Below are 22,973 nucleotides of genomic sequence, written 5' to 3' on the forward strand. Positions count from 1 at the left end.
CTAATCTGTAAATTGTTGCATCTCGATTAATTTGCGGTATAATCCTTCACGTTGTATCAGCTCACTATGGCTACCTACTTCTACAATCTTTCCGGCTTCAATAACCACTATTATATCCGCATTCTGAATGGTACTTAAGCGGTGGGCAATGACAACCGTTGTTCTATTGTCCATTAATTTATATAATGAGTCCTGTACCAATTTTTCAGATTCGGTATCTAGCGCAGAAGTCGCCTCATCAAGAAGCATGATCGGTGGATTCTTTAAGACTGCCCGTGCGATACAGATCCGCTGGCGTTGGCCACCCGATAATTTACCGCCCCGATCACCAATGTTGGTCTGATAACCATGTTCTGTTTTCAAAATAAATTCATGCGCATTGGCAATCCGTGCAGCGGCTTCAACCTCTTCCTGGCTGGCAGAAAGATTAGCAAATGCTATATTATTGAAAATCGTATCATTAAACAAAATGGACTCCTGATTGACGACACCGATCATGTCCCGTAAAGAATCCTGGTTTAAATCCCGTAAATCAGTACCATCAAACAAAATTTGCCCTCCAGTGACGTCCATAAAGCGTGGAATCAAATCAACCAAAGTTGATTTTCCACCACCTGAAGGCCCTACCAATGCAACGACTTTTCCTTTTTCTATAGTCAAATCGATGTTCTGGAGAATCTCTTTATCTTTGCTGTACGAAAAATTGACCTGGTTAAATACGATATTCCTCTCAAAGCTTTTCACAAGTTTCGCGTCGGCGCGATCTTTCACTTCCGTCTTTTCATCAATAAGCTCCAATACCCTTTCACCTGCAGCAAGACCATTGTGGATACCGCTAAAAGAATCTGTTAACGCCTTTGCCGGACGCATCACCTGCGAAAAAATAGCGATATAGGCGATAAATTCCGGTGCAGTTAACCCCTTGTCACCTGAAAGCACCAAATGACCGCCATATAAAAGAATAATTGCGACCATAATGACACCCAGTAGCTCAGAAACAGGCGAGCTTAACTGTTGTCTTTTAGCCATAGCACGGCCGATATTCGCATAACGTTCGTTCTCATTATGAAATCTGTTCTTAATAAAGGAGACCGCATTGAAAGCTTTGATAATTTTAATCCCAGATAATGCTTCGTCCAAATAAGAAATCATATTTCCATAGGACTCCTGTGCGGCATGCGCCTGACTTTTAAGATTCTTAACGATTCTTGCAATAAAAAATCCAGATATAGGAATAACCAAAAGGGAGAAAAAAGTCAATTTTGGAGAAATATTAAACAGCATCACGATATACGCGATCAATTGCAAAGGTTCCTTAAAAACCACCTGCAATGTCCCTGTAACAGAATACTGAACAACCTGCACATCTGACGCGACTTTAGAAACAATATCTCCTTTTCGTTGCCCCGTAAAATAGCCAACATGCAGATCCATCACATTATCAAACACCGCTCTACGCAATTTGAGCAGGGTATGAATGCGAAAATTCTCCATAATACGCTGACAAAAATAACGAAATAGATTACTGATAAATACAGAGATCACAATAACAATACAGACGTATTTCAATGCACCATAGGCTCCAAACTGGCTATTAGCAACACTGGCATAGTAATTAAACCACGCGAGAATGTCTGTATAAGCCTCTGGCTTTACGGCCTCGGCGGTCTCTTTACCAGCGTTAAAAAGTGTATGGAGTAATGGAGCAAGCAATGCTAAATTCAAGGTGCTAAATATAACCGTGATCAGCGTGCAAATTACATAGGGGATTGCAAATTTCTCAATGGGTTTAGCAAACGATAAGAGCCTAAAATATGTTTTCATTTATTTTGAACTAAGACAAATTACCTTTATACGAAAAGTCATTCGTCGGTCTCTCCTCTACCTTTCAGATTTTTGACGAGGAAATTGAACAAAAATAACAAATTAATCAAGAAAAGCACATATCCTGGTAAGGGACTATAAAATTGTTGCATCTCAAGACTAAAGCATCCAGCTTGTTTTGCTTGAAAAATCGATAAAAAAATCTCCTTTTAATAGATAATTCCCTAATTTAGCCTTATTCAAATACCAAATTTATTAAAATAAAATGCAAATAGACGTTGCCAAAAGATTGCAGCACACTGAAGAATATTATTTCTCCAAAAAATTAAGGGAAATAGATGAGTTAAACAAACAGGGTGCGCGTGTAATCAACCTAGGAATTGGAAGTCCAGACTTGCCCCCACACCCGGAGGTGATCGAGACATTAAATACGAATGCCCAACTTCCAAATGTGCATGGCTATCAAAATTATAAAGGCGCCCCCGCCCTACGACAAGCCGTTGCAGATTGGTATCAACGTTATTATAACGCGACTTTTAATCCAAATACAGAAATATTACCCTTAATAGGGTCAAAAGAGGGTATTGTGCACATCTGTATGACCTATCTACAGGAAGGAGACCAAGCGCTTATACCCAATCCTGGCTACCCAGCTTATGCTGCTGCAGTGAGATTGAGTGGTGCTGAAGCGATTACCTATAATCTTACACAAGAGAAAAATTGGCTTATCGATCTAAATGAGCTCAAAAAACAAGACTTGTCAAAGGTTAAACTGATGTGGATAAACTATCCTCATATGCCAACAGGTGCCTCGGCACCCGATGCATTTTATCAAGAGCTGATTCAATTTGCCAAAGAGTATAATATCCTGATTTGCCACGATAATCCGTATAGCTTTATTTTGACAGATACGCCAAGAAGCATTATGAGTATCCCTGGCGCGAAAGATGTGGCCATTGAATTGAATTCGCTGAGCAAGTCTTCCAATATGGCGGGATGGCGAATTGGTGTGCTCGTGGGTGCCGAAGAACGTATAAACCAAGTACTCCGTTTCAAAAGCAACATGGACTCAGGTATGTTTTTACCTGTTCAGCTGGCTGCGGCAAAAGCCTTACAACTTGATGCCTCCTGGTATGCTGATCTAAACAAAATTTACGCTGAAAGACGTCAACAGGTGTATGAAATTATGGATTTACTGGACTGTTCTTATCAAAAGGACCAAGTAGGTCTATTTGTATGGGCACGCATCCCTGAAAAATATAAGGATGGTTATGCGCTAAGCGATGCTGTTTTGGACAAATCACGGGTATTTATTACACCGGGTGGAATTTTCGGAGACAAAGGCGATCAATATATACGCATCAGTCTCTGTGCAACAGTAGAGGTGCTCAAAGAATCAATCCAGCGCATTAAAGATAATTTCTAAGACATTCGATATCTCGACAGCTTAATCGCTTTGAAATTATCGATAGAATAATTGATCGACAAACAACCAGGGTATAAAGTGTTCGGTGTATAACATTTGAACAAAAATACGCTTAATATAATTGTTTACATATGAACATTGCCATTGTAGGCGTAGGCTTGATCGGCGGCTCAGTTGCCATTCGCCTAAAAGAAACAAAATTCTGCGACAAAATAATCGGTGTAGATAAGAGTCAAAAGAACTTAGATAAAGCGATGCATATCGGCTTCATTGACGAAACAGCAAGCTTAGAAGATGCGATTAAGAGCTGTAAAGTATTGGTGCTCACAATTCCTGTCGATGCCATTTTACATGTTGTTCCTCAAATCTTGGATCTGGTTACAGATCAGGTCGTCATTGACATGGGATCGACAAAAACAAATATTCTCAACAAAATCAAGGATCACCCTAACCGGGGGCGTTACGTTGCAGCCCATCCCATGGCCGGAACCGAGTATTCGGGGCCTGAGGCTGCAATACCGGGCTTATTCAAAGGCAAGATGATGGTGTATGTCGAAGCATTTAAAACTGATGAGGATGCTTTCGAGATCGCGGATGCCATCACCGACCAATTGGAGATGCGCAGCTGTTTTATGAATGCGGACGAACATGATGTACACACTGCTTATGTATCACACATCTCTCACCTGACCTCTTTCGCCCTCGCCTTAACGGTATTGGAAAAAGAGAAATCTCAGGGACGTATCTTTGAGCTAGCGGGCTCGGGATTTGAATCTACAGTACGTCTGGCCAAAAGTTCGCCCGATATGTGGACACCTATTTTCAAGCAAAATCGCGAAAATGTACTCGAAGTACTCGAAGAACATATCAAGCAGCTTCAATCCCTGCACGATTCTATTGCCACAGAGGATTATGACAAATTGCACAAACTTATTACCCGTTCCAATAAGATAAAAAGGATCATTAAGTAAAGGGTGCTCTAGTTAGAGCAGCAGGTATAAAAGTCCACCTTTTGGTGGACTTTTTTTATTCATCTTCCAATTCATTGAATTTATCCAAGTCGGCTTTTGCACCTATAGGATCACCCAATTTTTCGCGAATTGCTGCCCGGTAAGAATACAGATCAGAATAATATGGATTCAAATCGATCGCTTTCGAGTAATCTGCCAGTGCGCCTGGTAAATCCTCCAACTTTTCATTCAAATCGGCCCGTAATGAATACACATAAAAATCTTCCGGATTGAGCGTAACAAGGCGGTCAAAATCCAATAATGCTTCCTCAAAATTTCCCAATCGCTCAAACAAAGATGCCCTTTCTTCGTATACGATCGATGAATCACGATCTATTTCCTCCGCTTTGGCATAGTCTTCCAGGGCACTTTGGTAATTACGATAGGATTCAAACACTTTAGCGCGAAATATATAGGCGGCAGAACGATTCTCATCAAGAGCAATAGCCTGATTGAAATCAGACAATGCCAACTCAAAACAGGTCAATTTCAGGTACAAACTTCCTCTAAAAACAAACAGATTGCTATCCTTATTGTCGGATTCCGCAATAGCAGCAGAATAAAGACCGATTGCTTTTAGATAGCTATAGCAATGAACATATTCAAGTCCCAATGAATTTATTTCGTCAGTACTCAGCTGCTTTGGCTTCGATTCCAGCTCTTGAATAACCAAATTATCGGCCTCAAAGTAAGTGAGTTCAGCTTGATTCTCCGCCCATTCCAATACACTATGGTAATTAAAATCCAGTCTCTTGGCAATCTGATAATCATAGAAAGCACCTTCGTCTTCATCGATGAGTCGATAAACTAAACAACGGCTCGCATAAAAAAATGGCTCCTCTTTATACTGTTCGATTGCGCTTGTAAATGTTGCAATAGCTTGGTCATAGGCTGCTATTTTAAAATAATAAAGACCTAAATAGCTATAGGCAAGTGCATGATGAGTCAAAGCAATCGCCTGCTCAAGTAAAGCGACAGGATTGCCATCGCCACCGATTCCGACATTAAATCCTTCCAACGTAGATTTAAGCCCGCTCTGTTGGATCGTATCTAGCCAATCAGCGGAAAAAGATAAGCTCGCTTCCGGAAAAAATGATGAAATAGGTAAAAAAGAAAACTTAGCAAGAAGTACGGGTACTGGCAGTGTAAAATCTGATTCCACAAAAGTATTGTTTTGTAGAATGACAGCTAGATTTGAAAACATATGCTTCATACCCAAAACTAAGCTAAATTTCATTACAAAAGAAATCTAACGGTAGATCAAGTACCCTATTCGGGTATTCTTATCAACTAATTTCACCTGTCAGGTATAAGTATTTATAGCGGACAATATCCCTCGAATTTGTAAATTTGATTAATTTTTCCTTTTTGAAAACATAATTGGAAACCTTCTCTTCCATCAAACGCAGGAATTCAACAAATTCAGCAAAAAAGTCTTGACGTTCTCCTGGTGTAAACTGGCTGTTTTTTACAATCCAAAAGAATTGCTCTTCATTTACATGGAAAGATACCTCATTTTTCTTTTCTTTTCGAAAAATAAAGATTGGGTCATTTTCTTGGTTAATAAATAAAGCAAAGCCCGTATTTCCACCATCCAAATTAACAACAAAAGCAGAAAAATGGACAGTACCGATCTGTAAATTTTCCAGACAAATTAATTTATGCAACATCAGGTTGACAATTAGATCACCTAAAATTATTAAGTTTTTATTAAAAAACAAAAAAAGGCCCACAAAATAATTGTGGGCCTTTTGTATTCGACGTAAATCTAATTAGAATGTAAATTTCACAGATGCATTCCAAGTTCTACCCTGTCCGATCAAAACAAAATTGGAAGTGTCAATACCATTCCAAGTATTGTTCACATCTGTCACCAAGTTACTCGAAGTAGCTTCCGAAATATAGAACTTATTCAACACATTGTTCATGTTGACACGGAAACTCATACTGTTCTTGTCACTTACTTTGACATTGTAAGAAAGACCGGCATCCAAAAGATTAAAAGACGGTAATTTCATATAGCGTCCATAAGTTTGGCCATCTATTACTTCTCTACGATAATTCGATGCATACAAACGCTCATAATATCTGTAGTTTGCGTCAACAGACAAACCCTTAAACACTTTATATTTAGCACCAAATCCATAAGAAGTTTGCGCTGCGTTACCAACATGTTCACCGGTTAAATTAACCTGAGAACGTCCCAATTCGACGCGGTTATCGTTACGTATAACAGAGTTTACTGCGCCATCGTATTTCCAGTCACCTATCGATAAAAACCCTGTTAGGCTTAATTTTTCGATTGGGCGGGCCTCAAAATCAACTTCTACCCCTCTATGCACCTGTTTTACACCGTAATTTGTTGTATATAAATAGGCACCTTCGACCAAAATACCAGGATCATTTGTTGGATTGTATTTTTTCACATCATCTGCCGTCGCTAAACTCGAACTACCCGTAACACGGTTTTCCCAAGTTGTGCGGTAAACATTCACATTCACATCCAAGAATCGAGAAGCAAATTTATAACCAGCCTCTAAACCAAGGATTTTTTCATTTTCAGCATTTTCATTAATATCATTTGCAAAATTCATGAAAATATTGTTTTGATAAGGCTGACGAGAATAGTACCCCGCATTACCAAAAACACTATGATGTCCCAATGTATAACTTACACCACCCTTCGTATTGTAGCCAAAGTTGTTCACGTCTTTAGAATCCTCATTACCTGGTGTGTATTGAAAATAATCAGAACGTTTGTTTTGTTGTTCGGAAACCGATCCTTGGAAAAACGCTGTAAAGCCATTTTTCGCATATTCCAATTGACCGAACAGACCTCCGTAACGGATGTATTGATTGTAATCCCAAGCTAAGCGATCTTCACGCGAATCAGGTTTACTTGAGAAAGCTTTCCAAGGGTTTGTTGAGTACGTATTGGTAACCAATGGCTTATTAGGGAAATTAACATTACCGCCTAATACAACACCATTTGTATTTCCAAGTGGATCTGTCAATTTACGATAGTGTGTACCTTTATAATCCCTTACATCAAAACCGACATTGAAATTCAAGGATTCTGAAAGTTTACGATTATAGTTAGAAACTATACCAAACCATTGGTGATTGTTCACATCAGCAGCTAAATATTTGCCTGTATTGTATTTATCGCTTCGCAAGGATTGGCCACCCCCAGCAGCTAACGATGCGTAAACGACAGTTGACAACGATGATTTATCATCGATCGTCCAGTCCCAGTTCAAGTTGGCTACTGGCTTATGATAAAAGTTCTTTTGTGCATTCATCATCACGCCGTTTGCATCCTTATAATTGTCGTTATAACGTCTGCCATTAGCGAGATAGTTAGACAATTTTGAGGTATACCCCTGGTTGTGCCACTGTGGAGCACCCGTTAACATAAAGTTCAGGTTGTGCTTTTCATTCGCTTTATATCCAACAGACAAGAAATAACTTTGTCCAGCACCTTCTGTATGGTCCATATAACCGTTACCTGACCACTGTGTAAACATAGCCGAAACAGCAAAGCCGTTTTTCATCAGACCGGTATTGTAACCTACCGTTGCCTTCATAAACATATCGTTACCAACAGTGGTACGAACAAAACCACCCTCTTTCATTGCAGTGGATTGTGTCACGTAGTTCACGGTACCCCCGACAGATGAAATCGCTAATTTAGATGATCCCAAACCACGTTGAATCTGCACTAAAGAGGCAATATCTGTAAGTCCCGACCAATTTGACCAATATACACTTCCATTGTCCATACCATTGATAGGCTGACCGTTCAACAAAAATGCTGTATTAGACTGATCAAAACCACGGGTTGTCATAGAAGACTCACCAAAACCTTTTGCCTGACCAGTGATATAAACCGAAGGGGTATTAGCTAATGCTGAAGTAATATCCTGTGCTCCTACCCTTTCTTCCAAATCCTGCTTACGGATCGTCGAAACGGCAATCGGTGTCTTTCTTCCTGCCGCAATATCGATAACCCCATGACCGACAACAACAACCTCATCCAAATTTGTTGAAGATCCAGCCGTAAAAATTGGATTGATATTCAACGATTCCCCCGATTTCAGCATGATGTTTTCGAAAACAACAGGCGTTTCGCCAATGTAAGTTACCTCTACTTTGTAGGGGCCTCCTTCTTGAAGATTTGAAATTTGAAATTTTCCTTGGGCATCGGCTGAGCCACTTACTACTTGTCCACTTGGGATGTGGGTAATTTTAATGGTTGCTCCTTTAACCGTTTGTCCAGTAGCTTCTTTGACAACTCCTGAAACCGAACCAGTATTTGCTGTTTGACCTTGAACGGCACTATAACTAGCAAAAACAAGGGCAAAAAAAAGTAAAGACTTTTTCATGTTAGATGTGATTGTTTTGTTTTTGTGCCGCAAAATTAGGAATTGATTGTCTTTTTAACTAATTTTAACAATACCAATATGATGCAGTATCTCTATATAGAAAGAATAAATTTTAATCTTCCACAGAAAAACAGCAAATTTCAGCAAAAAGAGGCAATAAAAATACAGCATACATAAAATAAATACAACACATCCATCCTATTCATGAAAAAACATCAAAAATAATCAGAATAATATTTTGTCTGTTTTGAATAAATCAAAATTTATCAATTTTACGATTTTTATGAATTGCATACAAGATTTTATAGCTTATCCTCATGAGGTGCTAAAAATTATTTCTTTCAATCCGTCGTTTCCACCTACCTCCTTTTCTTCCCACAACAGCTGAAATAAGCCTATAAATAATTAACTTTAACTAATTTAAAAAATATGTTATCCATAGAACAAGCTTATACAGGCATTCTTGAACCGGAATTAATCGCTGAAATAGCGGAAAACGCGCATATAAAAACGTTCCGTGAAGGCGATCTCATCATTGATACCAATCAATATATCAAGGCGATGCCTCTCCTCTTGGATGGGGCAATAAAAATTGTCCGGGAGGATGAAGATAAAGGCGAATTATTGCTCTACTATCTGGAAAAAGGTCAAACCTGTACAATGTCAATAGCCTGTTGTCTCGGGAATAAAAAAAGTGAAATTCGTGCGCTCGCAGAAAAAACAACGACTGTAGCCATGATTCCAAATGAGCTTGTCAACCTTTGGATGGGAAAATACCCTTCCTGGCGAAATTTCATCATATCAAGCTATTCAAGCCGTATGGACGAAATGTTACAAGCTGTTGATAGTCTAGCTTTTTCCAATATGGAAGAACGCATCATCAACTATTTGAAAGCCAAAGTGAAGCTGAATGACGACCGAATACTCACCCTTACGCATCAGGATATCGCTTCCGATTTAAATACATCCCGAGTCGTTGTCTCCCGAATTTTAAAAAAACTGGAACAGGAAGATAAAATAGTGCTGCTTCGCAACGAGATTAGGGTATTGGTAGAATGAGTAAAACATTTGTATCTTTAGCTATACGTAAATTTTGATAGCTATTAATGTAATTTTTAGATGAAGATAGAAAAAATAGGATTTATAGGATTAGGAAACATGGGGTACCCCATGGCTAAAAATCTAGAAAAAGCAGGATTCCCCCTTTCTGTTTACAATAGAAACAAGGCTAAAGCAGTAGGCTTTGAAGAGCAATCAATTATCAGAGAAGATATAGGTGAATTAGTCGATCATAGCGACACTATATTCTCCATGCTCACCAATGATGAAGCAGTCAGCGAAGTATATGAAAAAATCCTCCAAAGGGAGATCAAGGGCAAATTATTTGTCGATATGAGTACAATATCTCGTGAACGCTGTATTTCAATAGCCACTAAGCTAAAAGAAAAAGGCGCTGCTTTTATAGATGCTCCTGTTGCCGGCAGTACCAAACCAGCGACTGAGGGTACACTTATTATTATGGTGGGTGGTGATCCCGAAGATCTTCATCGCGCCCAACCATACCTCGAGCAGATGGGAAAATCGATCAAACATCTCGGCGAAAATGGCCAGGGAATTGCCGCTAAACTTGCGATCAACTATTTCCTTTCCACCATCTATCAAGGTCTCGCGGAGACGATCTTATTTTCAGATAAACTGGGAATTCAACGAAGCGATATGCTCGAAATCATCAACGATAGTGCCAGCGGCAGTGGGGCAACAAAAGTGAAAACACCATTATTGGTGGAAGAAAACTACAGTCCTGCATTCGCGCTAGACCTTATGCTGAAAGATATTCGACTGGCTCAACAAGCCGGTGCTGACTATCCCCTCCTCAAGACCTTACTCGAAACCTACGGGAAAGCACACGATCAAGGTCTCGGACAGCTCGATGTTATTGGTATCATTGAATCCATCAAGTCGTAGCTTCAGGTTGGCGACAGTGAAAAAAATGTACATTGAAAATTATATTTAGTTGAGATGGACTCCAAATTAGGTTCATTTCTGAACACACAAAATAATGAGTGGAACAAATTCTTTACAGATGAAAACAGTTATGACACTATTGATGCTTACTATGGTCACCATGACTACGCAGGCCCAACAATTAAAACAGGTTTCTTACCAGGATGGTGAACAAAAACTCAACGGCATGGTAACCGCCAATAGGGCAAAAAAAGGCCCTGCTGTCTTAATTCTTCCGGCATGGAAGGGAATTGACAACGAAGCGAAACAAGCTGCATTGCTTCTTGAAAAAGAAGGTTACATCGCTTTCATTGCCGACATCTACGGTGAAGGAAATATTCCCTCGGACAACACCGCAGCTTCGAAAATTGCCGGCCACTACAAGACAGACTATAAAGCTTATCAGCATCGCATAATGCTCGCATTGGAACAACTGAAAAAAGAGGGCGCTGATCCGACGAAAATTGCTATCATCGGCTATTGTTTTGGAGGTTCAGGAGCATTAGAAGCGGCGAGAGCCGGCTTCCCCGTCAATGCAGTGATCAGTATCCATGGAGGCCTATCCAAAGCTGCCGACAGACCCAATGGTTCAATCAAAACAAAAGTACTCATTGAGCACCCAGCAGCCGATAAAAGTGTATCAAAAGAAGATTACGATGGGTTGGTCAAGGAATTAAATGAAGGAAAAGCAGACTGGCAAATAATCACTTACGCAAATTCTGGACACACATTTACGAATCCCGAGTCACCCGAATATAACCCCGTAATGGCTAAACGTGCCTGGGAGCACACCTTATTATTTTTGAAAGAAGTATTAAATTAAATAGCAAAGTCAACAACAGCAATATCGACCCAAATGAATTATAACGTGAAACTGCACATTTATCCGATTATCGTTCAGTTGTTAATATTGCTGTTGTATAGTCCCATCGCCATATCACAAACAGTAAAATCGCTAACCATAGCTAGTCCTTCGCAAGCAATATTGTTTGTCACCAATGAGTCCGATAAATCGACCGATTTTATCATGCGTCTACACGAAAAAAATGCTGCTGAGATTTTCAAACAGGTACCTTTTAGCACAACAAAGTTATTGGTCACAAAAACTGATGCAAAAAAACTTACATTCATCGTTAAAAATCACCAGTGGACCATCGACGTATTGTCATTGAAGCAACGTCATGCCATGATCTTGTTTGATGGATTAGCAAAACCCAAGATCATATACGATAGTAATACCTATCTGGCAGCAGCCAAACCGATATTAAACACCAGCACACCAATTGCGTCAAAGAAAGCTTCGGCACAATATAATGCCTCACATTTCTTTGACTCAATCGCACAAGTTCAATTTATTCCATCCGGGCAATATGCAGCGGCTGTTATCGCAAATCCCGCTCTTCCTCTTTATTACAGTCAGCGTAAGAATATATGTGACGGCACTTATGTAATGCAGCAGTTTTCGGACGAAAATGAGGTGCAATCCGGTGCAATTATGACGACTGTATATGAAGAAGGCAAAGAGATCACATCGAACAATCTTTCCGGGGGAAATAATTATTACAACAAAAGATGCTATAATCAATTCGGACTTATCGACTCCATACAGTACCTTCAAAATAGTAAGTGGAGCAGCAGTACAATTTACCGGTATCTCCCAAATGCCATTGTTTCCTACGATCCTACATTTGAATCGGCGATGATTTATCACTTGAACAATAAACTCCAGGTTATAAAAAATGAATCCATTCATTTTGTATATCAACGGAGAGACTGGACCATTTACAGTTATGATCAACAGAATCGAATTACTGAAGAGATTTCGGGCAGAAATGATCAAAGAGAAAGTCGCGTCCGCTATCAGTATGATAGTCCGGAAACAAGTGACTACTCACTACGCCAAACCTTCGATCAAAGCGATCGACTGACAGCCGAAATCAAGCGATCGTACCGAGCCAACGAAACGATTGATGAGTTTTATTATGAGGGTGTATTACAACAAAAATCTATTGTAAAAGATCTCGGAAACTGTACCTACGAAAGCTTGATATATAACAAGGAGGGAAAGTTAACAGCAAAATACATACAGGCAAAGAAAACCAACTAAACGAACAGAAAAACTGCACTAAGCTCAGACAATAAGATTCTTGATTTTGATAAAAAATATTCGACGAAACACGGTAAAAAACACATTTCTGCACTAATTTTGATAGCGATACATAAACGTCAAATTGAGAAAAAGAAAACTGATCAGTCAACACCATCCCATACTCTATTTTATTGCAGTATGGGCGAGAAGAGTGCAGCGCAAAGCCGTTTGGCTATTTGATAATAAGAAATACAGCACAGCTAAATCAGCTGAAAAACTTCCCTTTCGTATTAAAAAGCATCAGTCTGTCTTATTAAAAAAATTGGGCGAAAATAATATGCAACTGCAGATTAACAAAGTTACCAACCTGAAAATTGCAGCAGCACAGATTAATAGCATTCTGATCAGACCGAAGGAAACCTTTTCATTTTGTAAACTCGTTGGACTACCCACTGTAAAAAAAGGATATCTGCCCGGCATGGAGTTATCCTTTGGTGAAGCAAGAGCGGGTATTGGCGGTGGAATCTGTCAAATATCCAACCTCATCCATTGGCTTGTTATCCATAGTCCACTCACCGTCAATGAACGTTATCACCACTCTTTTGACCCTTTTCCTGACGATGGCCGTGTTTTGCCATTCGGTAGTGGAGCTACCGTCTTTTATAACTATCGTGATTATCAATTCACCAACAACACGCCTTACACCTTTCAAATAAATCTCTGGTTCACAGACAAATGTTTAGAAGGTGAATTGAGGATCGATCAAGAACTGGATTTTGCGTATCATGTCTTTGAAAAAGAACATCAATTTCTTAAAATAGACAATCAGTTCTTTCGTAAAAATGAGATTTGGCGCGAGAAGTTTTTAAAGTTTCAGGGTGGAAAAGTTTTAGAGACAGAGCTCTTGACCAAAAATTTTGCCCGCGTCACCTATGTTCCTACTGCGTATATTGAAATTAGTGCCGATCAAAATACGGCCGATTAATTCAACAAGCTAAGTGATCGAAAAATGACTGATATGAAAAGTCCTCTTTTTTGTTTAAGTTTGGTCTGGCTTTGGGGGTATTCTGTATAGAATTGAGATAGTCCCTTTGAACCTGATTCGGTTTATACCGGCGTAGGGAAAAGCAAAAATCCACTGTACAGCATACTCCTTTACTGCACAGGCTATCGCTCTTCTTCCCTCCAAGGCCACAAAGTACATCTTAGCATATGTAAAAAGAATGGAAGATTCAATTATCAATTTATTAGAGCAGCTGAGGGTTGAAAAACCCCTTGTACACAACATCACAAACCTAGTCGTGATGAACAATACTGCCAACGCACTTTTAGCCTTAGGAGCGTCCCCTGTGATGGTACACAGTCCATTAGAAGTACGCGAGGTTGTCGATATTGCACAAGCTCTTGTCATTAATATCGGCACCTTGAGTGAAGAAACAGCCGAAGCTATGCTGGTTGCTACCGAACATGCCAATACCATTGGACGGCCATGGGTACTTGATCCTGTTGGTGCTGGAATATCAGCATTCCGCAATGATTTATTATCCAATCTACTGGATCTTAAACCAACAGTTATTCGTGGAAATGCATCAGAAATCATGACGCTGTACAACTTCAACCAACCGAACACAAAAGGAGTCGACAGCACGACAGCAAGTAAAGATGCCCTCCGATTTGGCCAATTATTACAAGAACAAACCGGCTCCATTATCTGTATTTCTGGAGAAGTAGACTATATCCTTTCACAGCAATACCGGGTTGAAGTTTTTAATGGCAACCCTCTAATGACACAGGTAACAGGACTTGGCTGTAGCGCTACTGCACTTATTGGCGCATTTTTAGGTGTTACAGACCAATATTTTGAAGCAGCTGTTGCCGGTGTGTCCATTTTGAGCTTGGCGGGAGAACTCGCTGCCCAAACAGCAGCTGGCCCGGGTACCCTGCAATTGAATCTCTATGATGAACTCTATCAGCTCAATGCAGAACGTCTAAAATCAAAGCTCAAGATCAAACGCTATGCGCATTAATCCGCTTTTCCCCTACCCTCTATATTTGGTGATTTCTGAGCGAGACTGTTATCCTCAAAATTGGCTCAGTGTCGCCGAAGAGGCCATTATTGGTGGAGTCGATCTTATACAACTGCGCGAAAAAGCTGACGATCCGGCTACATTTTTGGATAAAGCCTTGCGCTTGAAAAAACTGACCGATCATTATGGTATTCCGCTCGTGATCAATGATGTTGTAGCAATCGCTGCCCAAATCGAGGCATGGGGAGTACATGTGGGTCAAAATGATTTCCAGCCGCTCGCTATTCGTGAAAAATATGGCGATAAATTAACTATTGGCTGGTCAATAGAAGACATGCAACAACTGGAAAGTCAACAAATGTACGCCGTTGACCACCTTGGTGTAAGTCCCATTTTTTCAACGAAAACAAAGGTGGATACGGTTACTGAATGGGGAATTGCGGGTTTAAAACAACTTCGGAGTAGGACGGAAAAACCATTGATCGCAATCGGAAGGATGAACTTACAAACTGTAGAAGAGACCTGGAATGCAGGTGCAGACTCCATTGCAGTCGTTTCGGCCATATGCCAAAGTCAAGATCCCAGAGCTGCCAGTGCACAACTAAAAGAACTATTAAAATGACAAAAGATAAAAAATACCGCGTCCCCACTGTACTCAGCATTGCAGGTTTCGACGGTAGTGGTGGTGCAGGTATACAAGCAGACACCAAAACGATATCTGCATTAGGATGTTATGCCATGAATGTCTTAACTGCCCTACCCGTACAGAATACACAAGGTGTAAGAAATATTTATGAAATTCCTACGAACGCTGTCCGAGACCAATTAGATGCTATTTTTGACGACATCTATCCCGATGCAATCAAAATAGGGATGGTACACAACATTGAACTTGTGGAGCTTATTAGCAGCTATTTAAAAGAATATAAGGGACCTATTGTTTTTGATCCAGTCATGGTATCGACCAGCGGGCACAAGCTCATTCACGATGATACAATTCAGGCCTGCATAGAACTTCTTTTTCCTTTAGCAACGCTGATTACACCAAATTTAGATGAGGTAAGTGTTTTAGTAGACGAAGTTATTGACAATGTCGAGAAAATGGAAAAAGCGGGAAATAGCTTGTTGGCCAAGGGGTGTCAATCCGTACTGATTAAAGGCGGGCATCTCCAAAGCCAAGAGTTAACATCCCTGTTGTTCCAGCAGAAGAATCCAATAATTGAATTCAAATCACAAAAAATTAACAGCAAAAATACACATGGCTCCGGTTGTTCGCTTTCTTCAGCAATTGCGAGCCATTTGGCACAAGGCGTTGGCCTCGTTAGCGCAGTAGACTTCGCATTGGCCTATATACACGCAGCAATAGCTGGTAGCAAAGACCTCGTCATTGGCAAAGGAAATGGGCCATTAAATCACTTCCACAATCCGATTAAACTTATTCAATATGAACTGGACTGATCATGCCTGGGATTCAATAACATCAATTTATTCAGATATACTTGCTATGCCGTTTATTGTTCAGCTTAGTAATGGCAGTCTTCCCCTGGATAAATTTCAATTTTACATGCAGCAGGATGCTTTCTATTTAGAAGAATTTGGCCGCGTCCTTGCTTTTATAGGTGCTAAAAGCACGGATAATCAACAAGCATTGGACTATTTCGAATTTGGTCGCAATGCGCTTCTTGTTGAACGGGCACTACACGAAAATTACTTTCGGGAATTTGGTTTAAGTCCTGCCGACAATGGCAACAAGATCGAACCAACCTGCCATCATTATGTCCATTTTCTTAAAAGTGTAGCCGCTTTCGAGAGCGTTGAGGTCGCTATGGCGGCAACACTCCCCTGTTTTTGGATTTATAAGGAGGTCGGAGATCACATTGTATCGACAGCAAATACACAAGGAAATCCCTATTCCAAATGGATAGAAACCTATAGCGGTGAAGATTTTGCACAGGGCGTTATCAAAGCGAAAAACTACGTTGACAAAATTGCAGCAGAAACTACTGCAACAAAACGGGAGAAGATGCGACAAGTATTTATAACAGCTTCCCAATTAGAGTATCAATTCTGGTTAGCAGCCTACAAACGAAGGGTATGGTAAACAAACTATTGTCCGATACCGAACAGTTGATGTTCAAAAATGAGCATTAACGAAAATAGCACTCAGGAACAAAACTAGTGTTAATCAGTATTTTAAACGGATTTAAAGTTTTGGCATTACTATTATACTATAGGTGGCAGTTAACAATAGAGCCTGTGCATAAGCACATAAGAAACGATAAAAAGGGAAATTAAAATGAAACTTTCAGTAACAATAAATTTAAACTAATAACAGAAAATAATGAAAAGAATCTTAACCATTGCCTTTATTTCATTTTTATATGTAGCTCAGGCACAAGAACGCGAAACGCGCAAGATCACTGCTCCAGATGGCATTTCATCGGCAACTTCACTACGTGTGGATTACATTCATTCAAATCGAAATGAAGTTGTTGTTGAAGCAAACAACCCTGAACATTTATCCCTTATCGAAACGACCGTAAAAAACGGTACATTGTACGTACAGTATAAAAGAAATACGCAAATTAGAAATGCGAGAAACAATCGTGTAATTGTTTATTCAAGTAAGATACCAACACGTTTCTCAGCATCTTCTAGCAGTTCAATTCATACCGATGAAACTATTAAGGCCGATAAAATTTCTGTTGACGTATCTTCTTCAGCAAGCATATCTCTTAAAAAATTAATTGCGGATGATATAAGCCTTTCAACCAGTTCTTCGAGTAATTTAACAACGGATGTGAGCAGTAAAAATTTGCAGGTATCTGCAAGTAGTTCGTCCAGCCAAGACATTTCAGGAAGTGCTTCAAATTTAAATTTGAACACCAACTCATCGGCATCGGTTGATATGAGCCGTTTCTCAACGACAAATGCCCAAATACAAGCGAATTCATCTGCAAATGTAACGCTCAGCGTGAAAGAAAACTTACAGGGAAAGGTTTCTACATCTGCAAGAATTGCGTTAAAAAATCAACCAAAAAATGTCCAAGTTGACAAATCAACTAGCGGCAGAGTAGTACTATAATTTTTAGTGTGGTCTTTAATAAAGACTGTTTGTTTATGTTTAATGTTTAGTTAGCTTAAAGGTGATACATACCCCAGTATCACCTTTGCTTTTATCCCCCTTTTTGCTCACACTTCTCCTTCTCCTTCTCCTTCTCCTTCTCCTTCTCCTTCTCCTTCTCCTTCTCCTTCTAAATTTACACATTAATCACCTCAAAAAGCAGTATCAGGAAATTAGTGAGATCGATAGCAACACCAGATTTCTACTCAAAAAAAACTATTTTAGGTCTCGGTTTCACGACATTTTTTGTATATTAATATTCATATAAATGACAAACTTTCGGCGTAATGGATAATTTTTTAGCGACTTGTATAAAGCAATTTCAATATTATAAATCATTGGGTGATAAAACATTTACACAACTAAGCACTGAACAACTCTTTTGGCATCCAAATGATTCAAGCAATAGCATTGCATTAATTGTAAAACATTTAGGCGGAAATATGCTTTCCCGTTGGACGGATTTTCTCAGCACAGATGGTGAAAAAGAAAATAGGAACCGGGATCAGGAATTTGAGAACAGCTGGACAGATCGCGATGAGCTTATTACCTATTGGAATGCTGGATGGGCTTGTCTATTTCAAGCAATTGAATCTCTCGGAGAAGAAGATCTCGTTAAAATCATCTATATCCGTAATCAAGGACATACTGTCATGGAAGCGATCTTGCGGCAACTCGCACATTATCCTTACCACATCGGGCAGATTGTCTATATCGGAAAAATATGTTTGGATGATAAATGGTCCACCTTATCGATACCCAAAGGTCATTCAGCTTCCTATAATAAGGAGAAATTCAGCCACGAAAAACAGCAACAACATTTCACCTCCGAGTTTCTAAAAGGGAATCAGGAGAATATGTATTAAATAAGCTTTTACACTCCATTAGCACAGTAATTACTTGAATGAAAGCATTGGATTTTAACCTATTTTTCGCAAACTTTTAAGTATATTTGTCATACATACAACTATTCTTTTTTAGTTGATTTCATTGGTAAGTACATTGTTTTAAGACTATGAAAAATTCGATTAAGATCATTAACAATTACGAGTATAAAAAGTTATTTCTACCTGATGTTTCTGAGCACAATTTATTCAATGAGAATAAAATTCAAGTCTATCGAATTGAAAATTACCTACGCAGTATCCTGATGCCTGTCATCCCCTATCGTACAACGTTTAATTTTCTCATTTTTGTAACGAAGGGATCCCTGACCCAACATCTCGAAAGCGCATCTTATACATTAACTGAAAATCAAGTCATTAATATCAAACAAGGCAATATCACGGCCACGCTGGCAATTTCTGATGATGTAGAAGGTTTTTTTGTGGTCTATGAAAATGAAATTGTGACTGATATTGAACTCGGTATAAACGATATCAAATTTTTCAATTCCCATCCATTTACCACACTAAAAGTACATGTAGCGCATTGGATCCAGCAAATGTTGATATTATTGGAAGAAGAACTTTTTACTGAGGGCCGTGTGATGGAAGTCTGCATTGCAATGATGCAGTGTATCTTATTAAAGGTGATAAAATCGGATATTGAAACAAAGGCCCCGATGAGCCGACAGCTAGATATTGCTTTCCGTTTTCGCGAATATGTACAAAAATTCCATATCGATCATAAAAACGTATTATTCTATGCCAATTTATTGCATATCTCTGAAAACTACCTCAATAAATGTGTTAAAGAAGCGACGAATAAACCACCGAAGCAATGGATTAGCGAAATAAGTATTTTACATAGCCAGATTCTGCTGCAGGATGCTACGAGAGATATTGCCGGTATAGCCTTTGAATTGAAATTTCAATCGCCCTCGTATTTCACTAGACTATTCAAAAAAATCACTGGGTATTCACCCAGTGACTATCGAAAACATAAGTTTATGGCGGACTAATGTTTTTTATTGTAAGGTAGATTCCAGATTAAATCTACGGCTAAATAATGAACCCCAAAATCTACTTTGTCATAGCCTTTAATTAAGTCGTTCATATAACCCAGATCCAATCGCAAAGGTGTTTTTGGAATATCTGTCATGTAATAGAAACCCAGACGGGTCTCTTTATAAGCAAAGCTAGACCATGTACTAACAGGTTCGTAGAGCTTACTTATTGCAAAAAGCCCTTCTGCGCTCAAAGCCAATTCTTGCTTATTTTTAGCCGAAATTTTAAAATTTAGCTGCGACTTCAAGCGGGTCCTAAATTGAAAATTCTCTTCGGCTTTCTGAAAATCAGCTGTAAAGAACTTTCGAAACTCTTGCCTTAACGTATTTTTCCATTTCAAACGATCATTCAGGGTAAATGTATACGCATATCGTCCATATAACCTAAATTCTTGCTCGACACCTTCATTATGGTAGGGTGCCGCCTCATCATAAACGTTTTGGCGACGATAGCTCAATGCATAGCTATATTGTTGATTCTTGGCAAATTTATGATAGACCTCATGGTTTAACACCCAAATGGCCTGCTTATGAAATGGATTTGAATCGTCGGGCGTACTTTTAGTTCCCAAACCGATGTAGGTTAGTGCCTCTTTGGTTCCCGCACTATCTAGTTTGCGGCGTAAGCCTAGAACGGACCAAGATGCGGTCCTTGCTTTTCCTAATCCCGGCGGACTGACTTGCGCGTAGGCAGTATTTACATGAATTCCCAATAAGAGCATTATTGGGAATAGTTTTATTAAACGAAATTTAAACATAGATAAAATTTTAGTTCACAAAAAAGGACTAGGAAGTCCCTTCGGCTGATGAAAATTTATTCACCAACCATTTATCAATAAGTTTGACCGGTTGCATCGCCCACATCGCAAAAACAAATGGGAAAGTCAATGTTGTCCAGCCGTGATGAATCAAAAAGTGATCAAAATATGTGGCGATAATTACAGCAATTAATACATATACGCCATCACGAACACGTGGGCCGCTCAAGGCGATTCCAACCAAAACTGCATTGAAGCTAAAGATGCCATTATTGGTCATGTCTGCAGATTCATGGCCATGGTGGGAAATATAAACACTGATGATAACAGCAGCGAAACCGTAAAGTGCTCCCATGGGATTGCTCAGGAAAACCCCGATGAAAAAGATCAATCCAGCAATTAAACTACCCTGAAAAATAACCTGACCAAAGGCATGGCCTTCAATTAAGAAGTCATCCATTTCCTGAATATCAACAAAATGCTCGGGTACCGTCCTTAAGGCCAATTCTGGAATACTCAATACATACAATGCGATCCAGGTAATTAAAATAAAAGGAAATGTAAATACGGGCAGATTCTTCTTTAATGCAAACCCCATCAAGATGGTGGTCAACGCAGATCCGACGATTAAAGCTCCCCATACCCAGACGTTTGTCTGAAAATAGAAAACCAAAGCTATACCATAAAGCGTAGCATTAAATCCGAAGAGTCCATCATTGATATGATCCTCATCAAATTTCATCAACTTGGCAGTCAATACCCCGACGATATTGGCGAGGATTCCCGCAAAGCCCATTAGTGCCGAATCATAAATAATGGCGCCTATAAATAAAATACCCGTCCAAATGTTACCCTGTAACATAATTTGCCCAAATCCTTTAAAAAAAGCTTTTATAAAAGCTAGGATGTTATTTTTCATTGGAATATAATTAGTTGTTATTCAAAAATATGTTGTCCCATAATGCGCTCTGCATTTCTTTAAAAAGAAGATAAAGCTGTTCGGCACCGTAACCTAAAACGCGAACCATAAAACCGTCATGTTGCAATTCACTAATACCAAACGCGACGTCTTTGGTTTCTCCGTATTGTTCATGGAAAGTCTCGATCCAGTCACTTGGATTCAAGCCGGCACTATTAAGGTAGATCAAAGTCCCCTGGTGCGTATAGCCTTCCAAAATACCCAAACCTTGTATAGGCATACGATCTGGCTGCAGCAATACATTATCTTTCACAACAAGCCTACCATTGACATAACATTCTGTCAGATTTTGAAAGTGATTGTACATAAACTCTTCACCAGACATTTTCCGACCACAAGTCACGATTTCACTAAGCAATAAGTGACAATTAGAGGCAAGATGTACAATGTTATGGCTCAAAAAATGAGACGAATGTTGTGGTACTACAGGATGGGGCACATAAGAAAAAACAGCATTTTCACCAATATTCACTTCCATAGTTTGGGAAGAATGGCCTTTCATATGAAACAAACGCTGGTAAGCTTGCGTTTGTAACTGCAACTTAGCCCCCGGAGCAATATCAACTTGAATACGATGGTCATCTCCATCCAACAAACCAGGCGATGAACTCATAATCATCAAGTACGCTGCGTTGTCTTTTTGATATTGTCCAACTGGAACGATACGAAACGGTTGTGTCGCATATGCATCTTTTAAAAAGGATTTTCCCTCGCGATGTGCTATTTTAATATCTAAAGAACAGATCATAGTTAACGTAGTAAATTAGGTTCCTCAATATCTTGAAGGAGTGCGTATTTTTTAATCCAGCCTACAATCTCTTCCAAACCATCTCCAGTTTTTAGATTTGAAAACAAGAATGGAGAACCTTTACGCATTTTACGTGCATCATGCTCCATTACTTCTAAGCTTGCGCCTACATAGGGTGCCAAATCTTTCTTATTGATCAATAGAAGATCTGATCTTGTAATTGCCGGACCACCTTTACGAGGCATTTTTTCACCTTCGGCAACATCAATTACGAAAATGGTGATATCGGCGAGATCCGGGCTATAGGTAGAAGTCAGGTTATCACCACCACTTTCAATCAAAATCAACTCTAAATCCGGAAAGCGGCTTGCCAGTTCCTCCACAGCTTCCAAGTTCATACTCGCATCTTCCCGTATCGCCGTATGTGGGCAACCGCCCGTTTCTACACCGATAATCCGTTCACGGGGCAGCAAACTATTTTTGGCCATATATTCCGCATCTTCCTTGGTATAGATATCATTCGTAATTACTGCAAGATCAATTTCATTCATCAAACGCCTGCTCAATCTTTCCAATAATGCTGTTTTACCAGATCCTACAGGACCACCAACCCCTATTTTAACATATTTTCTGTTTTCCATTGTAATTGTT

General features: G+C 39.4%; 22 protein-coding genes and 1 riboswitch. Of the genes, 14 read left to right on the top strand and 8 right to left on the bottom strand.

Annotated elements, in window-relative coordinates:
* On the bottom strand, positions 1-1,824 hold the full coding sequence (locus GVK91_RS07280) for an ABC transporter ATP-binding protein (RefSeq protein WP_159727644.1): 1,824 nt from the start codon (positions 1,822-1,824) through the stop codon (positions 1-3).
* 265 nt (positions 1,825-2,089) lie between these two features.
* Here GVK91_RS07280 and GVK91_RS07285 point away from each other — a divergent pair, with 265 nt between their 5' ends.
* Complete coding sequence (locus GVK91_RS07285; protein WP_120332598.1) at positions 2,090-3,250, top strand: pyridoxal phosphate-dependent aminotransferase; 1,161 nt, start codon at positions 2,090-2,092, stop codon at positions 3,248-3,250.
* 131 nt (positions 3,251-3,381) lie between these two features.
* On the top strand, positions 3,382-4,221 hold the full coding sequence (locus GVK91_RS07290; protein ID WP_075993419.1) for a prephenate dehydrogenase: 840 nt from the start codon (positions 3,382-3,384) through the stop codon (positions 4,219-4,221).
* A 55-nt stretch (positions 4,222-4,276) separates the two neighbouring features.
* Here the strand turns inward: GVK91_RS07290 and GVK91_RS07295 are convergent, their stop codons facing one another.
* The 3 genes from GVK91_RS07295 to GVK91_RS07305 form a co-directional block, all read right to left on the bottom strand.
* Entirely contained in the window at positions 4,277-5,497 is a 1,221-nt protein-coding gene (locus tag GVK91_RS07295; RefSeq protein WP_159727646.1) for a tetratricopeptide repeat protein, read from the bottom strand.
* Between the two features lie 49 nt (positions 5,498-5,546).
* Positions 5,547-5,930: a hypothetical protein gene (locus GVK91_RS07300; RefSeq protein WP_088162243.1), complete on the bottom strand. Its 384-nt coding sequence runs from the start codon at positions 5,928-5,930 to the stop codon at positions 5,547-5,549.
* A gap of 102 nt (positions 5,931-6,032) precedes the next feature.
* A complete protein-coding gene (locus GVK91_RS07305; RefSeq protein WP_153845836.1) occupies positions 6,033-8,645 on the bottom strand; it encodes a TonB-dependent receptor in 2,613 nt (870 codons plus the stop codon).
* Between the two features lie 429 nt (positions 8,646-9,074).
* Between GVK91_RS07305 and GVK91_RS07310 the strand changes: the two genes are divergently transcribed.
* The 12 genes from GVK91_RS07310 (at position 9,075) to GVK91_RS07365 (ending at position 19,792) form a co-directional block, all read left to right on the top strand.
* Complete coding sequence (locus GVK91_RS07310) at positions 9,075-9,704, top strand: Crp/Fnr family transcriptional regulator (protein ID WP_075993423.1); 630 nt, start codon at positions 9,075-9,077, stop codon at positions 9,702-9,704.
* Positions 9,705-9,764: 60 nt separating this feature from the next.
* Positions 9,765-10,610, top strand: a complete 846-nt coding sequence (locus tag GVK91_RS07315) for an NAD(P)-dependent oxidoreductase (protein WP_159727648.1) — start codon at positions 9,765-9,767, stop codon at positions 10,608-10,610.
* Positions 10,611-10,728: 118 nt separating this feature from the next.
* Entirely contained in the window at positions 10,729-11,472 is a 744-nt protein-coding gene (locus GVK91_RS07320) for a dienelactone hydrolase family protein (protein WP_159728290.1), read from the top strand.
* A 45-nt stretch (positions 11,473-11,517) separates the two neighbouring features.
* On the top strand, positions 11,518-12,756 hold the full coding sequence (locus GVK91_RS07325; RefSeq protein WP_159727650.1) for a hypothetical protein: 1,239 nt from the start codon (positions 11,518-11,520) through the stop codon (positions 12,754-12,756).
* Positions 12,757-12,880: 124 nt separating this feature from the next.
* The gene (locus GVK91_RS07330; RefSeq protein WP_235032797.1) at positions 12,881-13,723 is read left to right on the top strand and encodes a VanW family protein; all 843 of its coding nucleotides are present in this window, start codon (positions 12,881-12,883) and stop codon (positions 13,721-13,723) included.
* 63 nt (positions 13,724-13,786) lie between these two features.
* Positions 13,787-13,879: riboswitch (TPP riboswitch) on the top strand.
* A gap of 82 nt (positions 13,880-13,961) precedes the next feature.
* Positions 13,962-14,765 (top strand): hydroxyethylthiazole kinase, encoded by an 804-nt coding sequence (thiM, locus tag GVK91_RS07335; RefSeq protein ID WP_159727652.1) that lies wholly within the window; start codon positions 13,962-13,964, stop codon positions 14,763-14,765.
* Complete coding sequence (thiE, locus tag GVK91_RS07340; protein WP_159727653.1) at positions 14,755-15,387, top strand: thiamine phosphate synthase; 633 nt, start codon at positions 14,755-14,757, stop codon at positions 15,385-15,387. Before thiM ends, thiE begins: the two co-directional genes overlap by 11 nt.
* The gene (gene thiD, locus GVK91_RS07345; RefSeq protein WP_159727654.1) at positions 15,384-16,223 is read left to right on the top strand and encodes a bifunctional hydroxymethylpyrimidine kinase/phosphomethylpyrimidine kinase; all 840 of its coding nucleotides are present in this window, start codon (positions 15,384-15,386) and stop codon (positions 16,221-16,223) included. Before thiE ends, thiD begins: the two co-directional genes overlap by 4 nt.
* On the top strand, positions 16,210-16,866 hold the full coding sequence (gene tenA, locus GVK91_RS07350; RefSeq protein ID WP_159727655.1) for a thiaminase II: 657 nt from the start codon (positions 16,210-16,212) through the stop codon (positions 16,864-16,866). The genes thiD and tenA overlap by 14 nt, the downstream gene beginning before the upstream one ends.
* A gap of 240 nt (positions 16,867-17,106) precedes the next feature.
* Positions 17,107-17,850, top strand: a complete 744-nt coding sequence (locus tag GVK91_RS07355) for a DUF2807 domain-containing protein (RefSeq protein WP_159727656.1) — start codon at positions 17,107-17,109, stop codon at positions 17,848-17,850.
* 326 nt (positions 17,851-18,176) lie between these two features.
* On the top strand, positions 18,177-18,755 hold the full coding sequence (locus tag GVK91_RS07360; protein WP_159727657.1) for a DUF1572 family protein: 579 nt from the start codon (positions 18,177-18,179) through the stop codon (positions 18,753-18,755).
* A gap of 149 nt (positions 18,756-18,904) precedes the next feature.
* Complete coding sequence (locus GVK91_RS07365) at positions 18,905-19,792, top strand: AraC family transcriptional regulator (RefSeq protein ID WP_159727658.1); 888 nt, start codon at positions 18,905-18,907, stop codon at positions 19,790-19,792.
* Here the strand turns inward: GVK91_RS07365 and GVK91_RS07370 are convergent.
* Genes GVK91_RS07370 through ureG form a run of 4 tightly spaced genes read right to left on the bottom strand, consistent with a single transcriptional unit; the run spans position 19,789 to position 22,963 of the window.
* The gene (locus GVK91_RS07370) at positions 19,789-20,595 is read right to left on the bottom strand and encodes a DUF2490 domain-containing protein (protein WP_159727659.1); all 807 of its coding nucleotides are present in this window, start codon (positions 20,593-20,595) and stop codon (positions 19,789-19,791) included. The two genes, GVK91_RS07365 and GVK91_RS07370, sit on opposite strands and share 4 nt — an antisense overlap.
* 28 nt (positions 20,596-20,623) lie before the next feature.
* Positions 20,624-21,514, bottom strand: a complete 891-nt coding sequence (locus GVK91_RS07375) for an urea transporter (RefSeq protein ID WP_153845823.1) — start codon at positions 21,512-21,514, stop codon at positions 20,624-20,626.
* Between the two features lie 10 nt (positions 21,515-21,524).
* Positions 21,525-22,322 (bottom strand): urease accessory protein UreD, encoded by a 798-nt coding sequence (locus GVK91_RS07380; protein WP_075993435.1) that lies wholly within the window; start codon positions 22,320-22,322, stop codon positions 21,525-21,527.
* Between the two features lie 2 nt (positions 22,323-22,324).
* The gene (gene ureG, locus GVK91_RS07385; protein WP_112376090.1) at positions 22,325-22,963 is read right to left on the bottom strand and encodes an urease accessory protein UreG; all 639 of its coding nucleotides are present in this window, start codon (positions 22,961-22,963) and stop codon (positions 22,325-22,327) included.
* Positions 22,964-22,973: the final 10 nt, after the last annotated feature.

The organism is Sphingobacterium sp. 18053 (genome assembly GCF_902706145.1).
Taxonomy (GTDB): domain Bacteria; phylum Bacteroidota; class Bacteroidia; order Sphingobacteriales; family Sphingobacteriaceae; genus Sphingobacterium; species Sphingobacterium paramultivorum.